At 66.5% G+C, this 11,563-nt stretch carries 11 protein-coding genes and 1 other RNA gene; all 12 read right to left on the minus strand.

Annotated elements, in window-relative coordinates:
- The 12 genes from mltG to Q7W51_09560 all read right to left on the minus strand — a co-directional run bounded on the left by mltG (window position 1) and on the right by Q7W51_09560 (window position 11,563).
- Entirely contained in the window at window positions 1-1,095 is a 1,095-nt protein-coding gene (mltG, locus tag Q7W51_09505; protein ID MDO8848607.1) for an endolytic transglycosylase MltG, read from the minus strand.
- Window positions 1,092-1,511, minus strand: coding sequence for a Holliday junction resolvase RuvX (ruvX, locus tag Q7W51_09510; protein ID MDO8848608.1), 420 nt, complete (start codon window positions 1,509-1,511; stop codon window positions 1,092-1,094). Before ruvX ends, mltG begins: the two co-directional genes overlap by 4 nt.
- A gap of 5 nt (window positions 1,512-1,516) precedes the next feature.
- The gene (gene alaS, locus Q7W51_09515; protein ID MDO8848609.1) at window positions 1,517-4,141 is read right to left on the minus strand and encodes an alanine--tRNA ligase; all 2,625 of its coding nucleotides are present in this window, start codon (window positions 4,139-4,141) and stop codon (window positions 1,517-1,519) included.
- Window positions 4,142-5,395, minus strand: coding sequence for an AI-2E family transporter (locus Q7W51_09520; protein MDO8848610.1), 1,254 nt, complete (start codon window positions 5,393-5,395; stop codon window positions 4,142-4,144). It abuts the gene before it with no gap.
- On the minus strand, window positions 5,396-6,181 hold the full coding sequence (locus tag Q7W51_09525) for a SigB/SigF/SigG family RNA polymerase sigma factor (GenBank protein ID MDO8848611.1): 786 nt from the start codon (window positions 6,179-6,181) through the stop codon (window positions 5,396-5,398).
- On the minus strand, window positions 6,174-6,575 hold the full coding sequence (locus Q7W51_09530; GenBank protein ID MDO8848612.1) for an ATP-binding protein: 402 nt from the start codon (window positions 6,573-6,575) through the stop codon (window positions 6,174-6,176). The genes Q7W51_09525 and Q7W51_09530 overlap by 8 nt, the downstream gene beginning before the upstream one ends.
- A gap of 36 nt (window positions 6,576-6,611) precedes the next feature.
- A complete protein-coding gene (locus tag Q7W51_09535) occupies window positions 6,612-6,944 on the minus strand; it encodes a hypothetical protein (protein ID MDO8848613.1) in 333 nt (110 codons plus the stop codon).
- A gap of 59 nt (window positions 6,945-7,003) precedes the next feature.
- Window positions 7,004-8,311, minus strand: a complete 1,308-nt coding sequence (locus tag Q7W51_09540; GenBank protein ID MDO8848614.1) for a replication-associated recombination protein A — start codon at window positions 8,309-8,311, stop codon at window positions 7,004-7,006.
- Window positions 8,312-8,313: 2 nt separating this feature from the next.
- On the minus strand, window positions 8,314-8,856 hold the full coding sequence (locus Q7W51_09545) for a hypothetical protein (protein ID MDO8848615.1): 543 nt from the start codon (window positions 8,854-8,856) through the stop codon (window positions 8,314-8,316).
- Between the two features lie 28 nt (window positions 8,857-8,884).
- Window positions 8,885-9,055: non-coding RNA, 6S RNA (gene ssrS / locus Q7W51_09550), on the minus strand.
- Window positions 9,056-9,132: 77 nt separating this feature from the next.
- A complete protein-coding gene (locus Q7W51_09555; protein MDO8848616.1) occupies window positions 9,133-11,142 on the minus strand; it encodes an O-antigen ligase family protein in 2,010 nt (669 codons plus the stop codon).
- Between the two features lie 118 nt (window positions 11,143-11,260).
- Entirely contained in the window at window positions 11,261-11,563 is a 303-nt protein-coding gene (locus Q7W51_09560) for a hypothetical protein (protein MDO8848617.1), read from the minus strand.

Raw genomic sequence — 11,563 nt, forward strand, 5'->3', positions numbered from 1 at the left:
CTACGGTGTCACCTCTCTCGACTTCTCCTTCGCCACCAGGAACTCCTCGAACGTCACGCAGAAGGTGTGGGAGCCGTCCTCGCCGGTGAGCACGTAGTAGATGTAGTCGGTCTGTGCAGGCGCAGCCGCCGCCTCGAGCGAGGCAAGCCCGGGGCTCGCGATCGCGCCGGGCGGCAGCCCCGCGTACAGGTAGGTGTTGTACGGGCTATCCACCGCCAGGTCGCTGTTGAGCAACCTCGGGCGGTTCTTCTTGATCACGTACTCGATCGTGGCGTCGATCTCCAGCTTCATCCCGATCGCAAGCCGGTTGTAGATGACCGAGCTCACCAGCGGACGCTCCTCGGCCAGACGCGCCTCCCGCTCGATCATCGAGGCGACCGTGACGATCTCGTGGAGCGACATGCCGAGAGACGACGGATACGTGAGGTCAACCTGCGCGATCTCCTTGTCGAACTGCGCGAGCATGAGCTCGATCACATCAGCCGGAGCCGAACCCCGGATGATCCGGTAGGTCTTCGGGAACAGGTAGCCCTCGAGCGAACCGTCGTACGCGTCGGCCAGGTACGGATGGGCCGGCTGGAATGCCGCCGCCTGGCCCTTCGCCAGCGAGATGAACTCGGCGGCCGGGACACCCGCCTGTTCCTCGAGGCGCGTGGCGATCTGCTCGACCGTGAAGCCCTCGGGGATGGTGACGGTGACGTAGTCGATGGGCGGTCCCGCGACGAGCACGTCACGCACGTCCTCGTAGGCCATCCCGGTGGTGAGATCGTAGACGCCGGACCGGAACTCGCTGTCCACGCCGTCCAGCCGCGCCCGCACCCGGAACATGGCCGCGTTGTCGATGACTCCCGCTTTCTCAAGAATCCCGGCGATGTCGCCCGTGTCCGTGCCCGCCGGAATCTCCAGCTGCACCGGCTCGCCGGGCGTCACCTCCACATGGGGCACGCCGAAGAGCTGCCAGACGCCGTACACCGGAATGCCGACGAGGACGACAGCGACCACGATTCCGACCACCGTGGTGAGCGTCCGGCGTCGCGAGCGCGCGTCGGGACGGCGGACTCCCCTCTCGCCGTCCGACTGCTGGAGAGTGGTCATGACTCTGCCCGTCCGTGTCCGGCATCCAGCCACGACTGGAGCACGAGCGCGGCGGCCACCTTGTCGACCATCCCGCGCTGCTGCTTGTCGCTCATGCCCGCTGACCGCATCGCCCGCTTCGCCTCCGCACTCGAGTTCCGCTCGTCGGCGAACGCAAGCGGCAGGCCGAGCCGTGCCGCGAGTCGCTCGGCAGTATCACGTACGAGCGCCGCCTGCGGGCCTTCCTCGCCAGCGAGCGTCAACGGCAGACCGACCACCAGCATCTCCGCCTCATAGTCCTCCACGATCCGGGCAAGCCGCCCGGAGTCGAGGTCGCTCGCATCCAGCACCGTGACCGGAGACGCGACCGCGCCCGCGGGGTCGGAGACCGCCACGCCGACTCGCACGGACCCGATGTCGAGGCCCAGCGCTCGCATCGGCGCTACTCCACTCCCAAGACGCGTCTCGCCTCGGCAAGCGCGGCGTCGATCCCGCCTGCGTCCTTGCCTCCGGCCTGAGCCATCTCGGCACGCCCACCGCCGCCGCCCTTGATGTGGGGCGCAATCGCCCGGATGATCGCACCGGCGTCGAAGCCCTTCGACACTGCCGAAGCGGTGCCGGACGCGATGAGGAGCGGGGCACCCGTCTCGGGGTCGGCCGAAGCCAGCACGACACCACTCGCCTCACCGGCACGGGTGCGGACTGCGTCGGCCGCCTGCCGAAGCTCCTGCGAGTTCATAGACGGAACGCGGCCGATGGCAAGCTGATAGCCGACATCGAACGTCGCGACAGCTGACGGGTCGAAGCCTGAGGCCGCGCTCCTTGCACGGCTAGCCGCACTCTCAAGGTCCTTCGCCCGCTTGACGAGCGTAGCGGCTCGATCGGCGACCTCGAACCGTGCCACCTTGAGCGCTGCGGCTGACTCAACAAGCTCGGCTTCCACGCGATCCAGATACACGAGCGCATCAAAGCTGGTGACCGCCTCGATTCGGCGCAGGTTGGCGCCCACGCTACCCTCGGAGGTGATCTTCACGAGCCCGATCTCACTCGAGCGCCCCACGTGCGTGCCGCCGCACAGCTCCTTGCTGAAGTTGCCGACCTCGAGCACGCGCACGATCTCGCCGTACTTCTCGCCGAACAGCGCGGTAACGCCCATCTCGCGAGCAGTGGTGAGTGATGTCTCGTAGTTGCGCACCGGGTGGTTCTCCATGATCTTGTGGTTCGCCATCTCCTCGATGCGGCCCAGCTGCTCGGCAGTGACCGCCTCGAAGTGCGTGAAGTCGAAGCGCAGCCGGTCGGGCGCCACGTAAGAGCCGGACTGCCGCACGTGATCGCCGAGTATCCGGCGCAGCGCCCAGTGGAGAATGTGCGTGGCAGTATGGTTGCGACGAATGCGCTCCCTGCGCATCATATCGATCGCCGCGTGCACCGAATCGCCAACCGCGAGTGCGCCCGCCTCGAGCATCCCCACATGCGCCACGATTCCGGGGACGGGGAACTTAGTGTCGGTCACCACGAAGGCTGAACCGCCTGCGACGATCATGCCTGAGTCCCCCACCTGGCCGCCTTGCTCGGCGTAGAACGGCGTTGCTGCCAGGACGATGTCGGCGGCGATGCCGGCTTCCACCATCTGTACCGCTGACCCCGCGACCACGATGCCGACGATCACCGAGTCGGCCTCATCGGCGCCATAGCCGAGGAACTCGGTGCGCTCCGCGCCGCGCGCGATCTCGTCGAACGCGCTGCCGATGGTCGACCACGAGTCGTCCTTCACCGCGGCGCGTCCGCGCTCGCGCTGCGCCTCCATGGCGACGGCGAACGTATCGCCATCGACCTCGAGGCCCGCTTCAGCAGCGATCTCGCTCGTGAGCTCATACGGGAAGCCGTACGTGTCGTGAAGCGTGAACGCCTCGTTCCCGTCGAGGACGCTGCTCCCCTCCGAGCGCGTGCGCTCGATGGCCGACGCGAGGAACGCGAGTCCCTGCCTGAGCGTCGTGCCGAAGCGTTCCTCCTCGGCAGCGACGATGCCCCGGATGAGGTCCGCGTGCTCGAGGAGTTCTGGGTACGGTGCGCCCCACCGCTCGATGACGGTGTCGATGAGCCGCATCATGAATGCGTCCTCCACACCCAGGAGCCGCCCGTGACGGATGGCCCTCCGGAGCAGCCTGCGCAGCACGTACCCGCGGCCCTCGTTGGACGGCAGCACGCCATCGGCGATCAGGAACGCCACGGCACGCGCGTGGTCGGCGAGGATGCGAAGGGAGACATCGGTCTTCGCGCTCGAACCCAGGAACGCACCCGTGATGTCCTCGGCGGCCGATACCAGCACGCGCAGATCATCGGTCTCGAAGTTGGTGTGCACGCCCTGCATGATGGCGGCCACGCGCTCGAGCCCCATGCCGGTGTCGATGTTCTTCTTCGGCAGTGGCGTGAGCGTGCCGTCCTCGGCGCGGTCGTACTGCATGAACACCAGGTTCCAGTACTCCACGTACCGGTCGCAGTCGCAGCCGGGCGCGCACGATTCCAGGCCGCAGCCCACCTCTGGTCCCTGATCGTAGTAGAGCTCGGAGCACGGCCCGCACGGACCGGTGGGGCCAGCGCTCCAGAAGTTGTCCTTGGCCCCCATCCGGACGATCCGATCGGCACGCACGCCTACTTCATCGCGCCAGATGACCTCGGCTTCATCGTCGTCCTCGTAGATCGAGAACCACAGCCGCTCCGGATCCATGCCAAGCACGCTCGTGGAGTACTCGTACGCCCAGGCGCACGCCTCGCTCTTGAAGTAGTCGCCGAAGCTGAAGTTGCCGAGCATCTCGAAGAAGCTGTGGTGCCGGCCCGTCGTGCCGATGATGTCGATGTCCGTCGTCCGCGCGCACTTCTGACAGGTGGTCGCCCGCGTCACGCCGATGTCGCGCGCGCCGAGAAACACCGGCTTGAACTGCACCATGCCGGCCGAGGTGAGCAGCAGCGACGGATCATCGGGAATGAGCGAGCTCGACGGCAGGCGCTTGGCGCCCTTGCTCTCGAAGTAAGACAGGAACGACTCTCTGATGTCGGTGGACTTCACTTAGGCGTTCTCCTCGGGGGTCTTGACATCATCGTTGGCGGTGGCGCGCGGTTCCGGGTCGTCCGTCGAGCACTCGGAGGTGTCGTCCGTCGGGCACTCGGAGGTGTCGTCCGTCGAGCACTCGGCGGCGTCGTCCGACGTGCGGAAGAACGCGCCGTCCTCCGAGGACAGCTTCGAGTCGGTGTACTTCTCGAAGTAGTAGACGAACAGGCCCTTAGCGATGGCTGCCACCGGGATTGCGAGTATGAGGCCCGGGAAGCCGAAGAGCGTACCACCGGCGAGCAGCGAGAATATCACCAGGAGCGGGTGCAGGTCGACTTGTTCGGACATGACCCGCGGCTGCACGAAGATCTCGGTGATCTGCTGCGCGCCGAGACACACGACGAGTGCGCCCACGATGTGCAGCGGACTCACGAAGGCGGCGGCGATGACGGCTATGACCGCAGTGAGTGTAGGTCCGATCCACGGGATGACGTTGAAGACACCGGCAAGCAGACCGATCACGAGAGAGTACGGCACGCCAACGACCGACAGACCGATCGCGACGAGAGCCGCGGTAGCCGAGGAGAGGATCAGCTGCCCGCGCAGGTAGCCGCCAAGAATCCGCGACACCTTGTGCGTGACGACGCTCGCTTCTTCCTGACGCTGCGGGCCGGCGAGCAGCACCGCCTCCTTGTTGATCGTCGGTAGGTCCTTGAGGATCCAGAAACCGACCACGAGCGCGAGCACGAAGTTGGCAAGGAGTGAAACGGCCGAGCCGCCCGCGCTGAAGACCTCTTTGGCGAGCGTCGCCGACCACTGGGCGGACTGCTCGGCGATGGTGTCCTGCAGGTTCGCCAGTGCCTCGTCCACCCAGGGTGGCACGATGAGTGCCTGGTATCGGCCCTCGAGGTCCAGAAGCATGGTGCTGGCCTTCTCGTAGTACTCGGGGAAGGCGACGATGAACTGCCGCACCTGCTCCACGAGCGTCGGAACCAGGAAACCGAGCGCTACGCCGAGCACTGCGAAACCGATCAGGTAGCACAGACCCACCGCCAGGCCGCGCTTCATCCCGCGTCGCTCAAGAGCGGCCACAGGCGCGCGAAGCATGAATACGATGACGATGCCCAGCAGGAACGGCACGAGCGCGCTCGACACCCTGCCGAGGAGCCACCCCGCTCCCGCAAGCAGCAGACAGATGCCGACGATGGCCCAGGTCACGATCAGGGCCTGCAGCCACCGGTCACGCGGCTCGTGGCGCAACAACGTGGACACTCAGACCTCCTCGATGACGATGTGCTCGCGCAGGACGCGGAGCGTCTTGCGCAGGAGCCGCGACACCTGCATCTGCGAGATACCGAGCGTCGTGGCTATCTCCGTCTGCGTCAGCCCCTGGAAGAACCGCAGGTACAGTACCCGCTGCTCCTGCGGAGCGAGGAACTTGAGCGCTTCGGCAAGCGTGGTGCGGTCGTCAACGAGCGCCATCAGCTGATCGTCCTCGCCGATGTACTCGAGGATGCTGAACGAGTCGCTCCCGTCTACGTTCCGGTCGCTCTCAAGGGATACGAAGTTGTAGGCCTCGCTCGTCTCCAGCGCTGCGAGGACGTCTTCGGCTGTGACATGCAGGTACGCCGCTATCTCGATGATCGTCGGGGACCGCTGCAGCTGCTGCGTGAGGGCGTCCACCGCCTGGTTCACCCTGAACGACAGCTCCTGGAGCCGGCGGGGCACCTTGATCGCCCAGCCCTTATCGCGGAAGTATCGCTTGAGCTCGCCCACGATCGTAGGTGTGGCGTACGTCGTGAACTCCACTTCGCGGTCCGTGTCGAAGCGATCGATCGCCTTGATGAGGCCGATCGTGCCGACCTGGATGAGGTCGTCGATGGGCTCACCCCGGTTGCGAAAGCGGCTCGCAAGGTACTTCACAAGGTTCAGGTACATGGTGATGAGTTCGTCCCGCGACTCCTCATCACCATGCTCGTGGAAGTGGATGAACAGCTCGCGCGTGCGGACCTTGTCCCAGACGAGCCGCCGCTCCTGTCGCTTGGCGCTCCTAGGCAACGTCGTCTCCTGACGACGAGACACGGCGGCAGAGCCGGAGCGTGCATGCACCGGCCTCGTGAGAGATGGCGAACTCATCGCACACCGATTGCAGGATGAACTCGGCGTAGCTGCCGGAGGTAGTGTGCCCGCCCTCGGGAGTGCAGCATTCCGGCAGAGGGCCGACCTCGACTCGCAGCTCGCCGTCATCAAGGATGAAGGCGAACGTCACGTCGGGCTGATCGCCCGCGCACTCGCACGCGTAGACGAACGCCTCCTCGGCAGCCATCCGCACGTCGTCCACCTCGTCGTAAGACATGCCGAGCCTCGCCGCAAGCTCCGCCGCCGTCATCCGCACGGTCCGCGCGTACTCACTGCGCGCCGGAACGACCAGCGTGACACGGTCCTTACTCATGGGTCCTCCTTGAGGCATGCGCCCCGACCAAGTGCTTCATGACTTGCGGAACGACCGCGCGACCCGTGCGACGCCACTGGCGAGCGAGTTGATAGGTGCCCGGATGATGCCGGTTGCCGTGGAAACCGCGTCCCCGACCTCCTCGGCCTGCGTGACGATCGCGTCCACGCGCAACAACTCGGCGTTGAGCGCATCCACCGTGATGTCCGCCTTGTCGAGCAGCGGAACAAGCCGACTCCGAACGTCCTCGACGGCCTCGAGTAACCGCTGCACGGCCTTGAGCAGCACGCGGAGCACGTAGATGGCCGCGATCACGAGAACGATCGTGATGACGGTGAGGGCGATACCGAGCGCGCCTGAGATGTCCACGTCGAGCCCCCTTGCGATTCTTGCCGCACGATACCCGCTCAGTGTAGCAAAGGCCGTGGTCAGCACGAATCGGGATCGCTGCCTTCACGGACGCTCTCACTACCGTCGTCTGCCGCCTTCGGACGGTAGTACCGGCGGCCGGCGAGTCCGTCGGGGAGGTACTGCTGCTCGACACGGGCACCCGGATGGTCGTGCGGGTACTGGTACGCCGGGTAGGCATCTGCGCCCGGGCGGTGACGATCCCGCAAGTGGTCGGGCACGAGCCGTCCCTCGCCCTCCCGGACGTCGCGCAGCGCCTCGTCGATCGCGAGGTACGCCGCGTTGCTCTTCGGGGCCAGCGCGAGGTAGATCGCGGCATGCGCGAGGTTGATGCGCGCCTCCGGCCACCCGATCGACTCGGCAGCCTTGAACGCAGCGTGAGCCACCAGCAGCGCCCGGGAATCGGCCATGCCGACGTCCTCCGAGGCGAAGATCATCATCCTTCGGGCGATGAACTTCGGGTCCTCGCCACCGTGCACCATGCGTGCCAGCCAGTAGACCGCCGCATCGGGGTCGCTCCCCCGCATCGATTTGATGAACGCCGAGATGATGTCGTAGTGCACATCGCCGGTCTTGTCGTACGGCACCGCGCGCACTGCCGTGGCGCGCGTGACCTCGTCGGCGGTTATCGCACCGCCCTGGCGGGTCATCCCGGCGAGCTGTGCCGCGAGTTCGAGCGTGGTGAGCGCGATACGTGCATCTCCGCCGGCAAGCGTCACGATCAGATCGAGCGCCTCCGGCTCGATCGAGACCGTCTCCCCGAGCCCTCGCTCGGCATCCTCCAGCGCACGGCTTACGATCGTTCTGATGTCGTCATCGGCAAGCGGCCCGAACTCGACGATACGCGAGCGGCTGATGAGAGGCGCGTTCACTTCGAAGAACGGATTCTCGGTGGTGGCGCCGATGAGGACCACCAGGCGGTCTTCCACAGCGTGCAGCAGCGCGTCTTGCTGCGACTTGTTGAACCGGTGGATCTCGTCGATGAACAGCACCGTGCGGCGACCCGTCATCTTGAGCCGCTCCCGCGCCTGATCGATCACGGCGCGAACGTCCTTCACTCCAGCATTCACCGCCGAGAGCTCGGTCACGTGAGCCTGCGTCATCCCCGCGATGATGCGGGCGAGGCTCGTCTTACCGGTGCCCGCAGGACCGTACAGGATGAGCGACGAGAGCGCATCGAGCTCGATCGCCGTCCGGAGCACTGTGCCGGGACCGAGCGCGGCAGCCTGCCCGACGAACTCATCGAGGGTGCGGGGGCGCATGCGCGCCGCGAGTGGGGCAGCCTCTTCGAGGCGCCGCTCGGCTGCGTCATCAAACAGATCGCGCACGGTTAGCGGGTTGCCCGCTCCACCTCACGCCGCACGATCTTCTGCTCGGCGTAACCCCTGGAACGCCAGGTGATGTAGCCGCCGCCGTCCACGATGATGATGTACGGAGTGCTGGCTACGCCGAGTTCGCTGGCGTAGGTGACCGCACCGAGGGTAGCCGGGTTGTTGTTGTCGGCGCCCACGCTGAAGGTGACGAGGTCGATGAGGCCCCGGTACTCGCCCATGACCGCGTCGATCTCCGCGAGCACGGTCGCTGTGACTTGCTGGCCGTCGTCGTAGAAGACGATCATCATCGGGCGGCCCGCTGCGAGCTTGTCCGTAAACACGGCCGGAGTGTCGGTCGTGGTGAAGGACGGGAAGGCCATCGGAGCGAGGTCGGAGTCGTTCGCCGACTTGTCGGCGACCACTTCCTCTTCGGGGTCCGCTGCGGGCGTTGCCGCGTCGGTCTCGGTAGCCTCCTCCTCGGCGGGGGCCTCCTCGCCGCCACAACCGACGAGCGTGAGTGCGAGCGCTGCTACGAGTAGTGCTGCGACGATCTTGCGCATCTGGGTCCTCCACTGCCGAATGGCACAGCCGAACCCCGCCCTGCGTGGTCGGCCGGGTGAACCTGCCTAAGCAGGTGGGTGCCCGCACCGTGAGTTCGTGCTTCCCCGAAGGGCTACCAGTTCCTCACGAAATGTAGGGCTCCCGGTCAAGAAGTGTTGGCTCAACCGCTGACACCGATTCCACGCAAGGCAAGGCACCATCATGGTAGCACCCTGCACACCGCAGTGCATCCGTCCCCGCTGGCGACGCCGGTACCGCCGGCCCGGGAAGCGCGGTCACTCGTCCCCCGCGCGCGACGCGTCGAGCGCCGCCCGGAGATCCGCGATGCGATCGTCGTCGGGGAACGATTCCTCGAGCACGTCGAGTACAGCCCCGGCATCGTCGAGCTGGCCGAGCGACCCGAGCGTGCGAGCGTACATGATGCCGGGCTCAGCGTAGTCCGGATCAGAATCCCAATCGTCCACGAGCAGCAGGCGGGCGTCTTCGTAGCGCTCGAGCTGCAGGCAGGCAAAGGCGCCGAGTGTCCGCGCTTCGAGGCCGCTCGGGTAGACCTCGATGCCCCGTGCCGCAACATCGAGTGCCAGCTCGTAATCCCGGGTCTGCACGTCAGGGAGATCGAGCAGGAACCGGGTGTAGCGGACATAGGTCAGGTACTCGGCCCGGGAGAAGCGGACGAGGTCTTCGTAGGCCATGACCGCGGTCTTGACGGCGTCATCGTCCCTGACGGGCTCTGACGCCTCAAGCGCCGCAACAGCGAGGATCCCTGCACGCCGCACGCGATACTCGTACGTCCACGGCGAGTACGAGACCGCAGACTCGGCGAGTTCGAGCGCACGCTCTCCGGTGGTTTCAAGCGAGCGCACGTACCGGTTCTCCGCAACCAGGGTGAGACCCCCCACAGCGCTGGCTGCAAGCGCAATCACGACAAGCCCGGCAGCAATCCCGCTCAGGGCGTTCTTCCCGGGCTCGGCGACCCGCATCGCCACCATGCCGATGAGCACGCCGAGACCGAGCGCCATGACCACATTCGAGGAGATGGACGAGGGACCGAAGAGGAGATAGACGACATGGCCGAGCACCGCCGCGAACCATGCGGCGTACAGCGTCCGGTCGGGATCTCCGCCCCGCGCAAACACGACCTTGCCCGCACCCGCGGCGATCATCGCGAGGAACGCGAGTCCCACGAGAAGCGCCGGTACGCCAAGCGTCGCAGCTACCATGATCGGCAGGTTGTGCGCATCGTCGATGATGTTCTTGTACCCACCAAGGATCTCATGCTCGGTGGAGCGAGTCTCGTAGTGCCCGTAGCGGAACGAGTCGGGGCCGACACCGAGCAACGGATGTGCGGCCGCGACACGGATCCCCGTCTCCCAGATCACGATGCGGCCCGAGCCCGAATCGCGGTCGCCGGAGAACATGTCCGCAACGCGTCGCGTAATACCCTCGCGGGCCGTGACGCCGGCCCCGACAAGGAGCAACAGCACAAGAGCGATCGCGATGAGGTCTGCGCGTTCGAACCGGGTCTTCGAGCGTACGAGATGGACGACGCCGACCACTCCGGCCGCAAGCGCACCGAGCCAGGCGCCACGCACCTGCGTGAGCAGCAGCGCGACGATGCAGATCCCGAAGGCCGCCCACCAGGCGAGACGGAGACGGCCCTTGTCCTCGGAAAGCGCGAGACCGGCCGCAAGAACCGACGGCAGGATCAGATACCCGCCGAGTGCGTCCCTGTTGCCGATCGTTGCGATGGTGCGGGCCAGCGCCGAGTCCGGGGCGCCCCAGGAGGCGGGGTCCAGCCCGGCGGCCTGCAGGAGCGCATAGGCGGCGACAAGCACGCCGCCGAGCACAACAGCGGTCGCAAGGCGTCGCCTGGCCGCAGCGTCAGAGGCCATCTGCACGACGAGAAGGACCAGGCCGCCGAGCACGAGCAGCGTGAGCAGACCCTGCCGGTACTGGTAGCTGCCGAAGATCGCGGTGGGAGGGTTCAGTGAAGCCAGGGCCGAAACCGTCGCAATCCCCGCAAGTGCCAGCAGCAGCCACAGAGCGGGCGTCCACCTGATGCCGTCCTTGCGGGCGATGGCGGTCCTACCCCAGCCGACGGCCGCGATCAAGACGAGCAGGGCCATCGTCAGCACCTTGGGGGAGCGGATCGTGTCGTACGCAAGAGCGGACGACAGGCCGAAGCCGCTCAGGTTGACGGTGATGATCGGCACGAGCACAGGCAGGAGGAGGAGCGGTATCCACGCAGCACGGGGGAACGGCGCGGTCTCGTCCTTGACGGTCATGAAGCGGCCTCCCGGAATCGGCGTTTCGACCATAGTATCGGAACCGCATGCGCCGCTCAGTCCGTCTTCAGGTGCACCTCACGCAGCTGCCGCTGGCTCACGACGTCCAACGCCCACGCTACGCTCCGTCGGGGTCTTTCGTGACGGCTGTCAGCTGCTCGGTCAGCCTGCGGTGCAACAGCACGTAGCCTGCCGCAAGCGCGACACCTGCGAGCACGATGAGCGCCGCCACGAGCGGCGTCTCGATGCGGCTCCACGCGGCCACCCCCGCCAGCGCGACGACGGAGACGGCGCCCACGATCCGGGTCCACCGGCCGTAGCCGATCGAGGAAAGGTTCCACTGGTAGAAGTTGCCGATGAACACGAGCGCCACCGAGGCGACGATCACGATAGCAGCCGCGACTATGGTGGTCAGCGACAT

This window comes from Coriobacteriia bacterium (assembly GCA_030652115.1).
GTDB lineage: Bacteria > Actinomycetota > Coriobacteriia > Anaerosomatales > Anaerosomataceae > UBA6100.

What these genes read in the sequence shown, in the direction of transcription:
- mltG (MDO8848607.1), bottom strand. Translation starts at nt 1,095, where the DNA reads ATGACCACTCTCCAGCAGTCGGACGGCGAGAGGGGAGTCCGCCGTCCC.
- ruvX (MDO8848608.1), bottom strand. Translation starts at nt 1,511, where the DNA reads ATGCGAGCGCTGGGCCTCGACATCGGGTCCGTGCGAGTCGGCGTGGCG.
- Q7W51_09530 (MDO8848612.1), bottom strand. Translation starts at nt 6,575, where the DNA reads ATGAGTAAGGACCGTGTCACGCTGGTCGTTCCGGCGCGCAGTGAGTAC.
- Q7W51_09545 (MDO8848615.1), bottom strand. Translation starts at nt 8,856, where the DNA reads ATGCGCAAGATCGTCGCAGCACTACTCGTAGCAGCGCTCGCACTCACG.
- Q7W51_09555 (MDO8848616.1), bottom strand. Translation starts at nt 11,142, where the DNA reads ATGACCGTCAAGGACGAGACCGCGCCGTTCCCCCGTGCTGCGTGGATA.
- Q7W51_09560 (MDO8848617.1), bottom strand. Translation starts at nt 11,563, where the DNA reads ATGTCGCTGACCACCATAGTCGCGGCTGCTATCGTGATCGTCGCCTCG.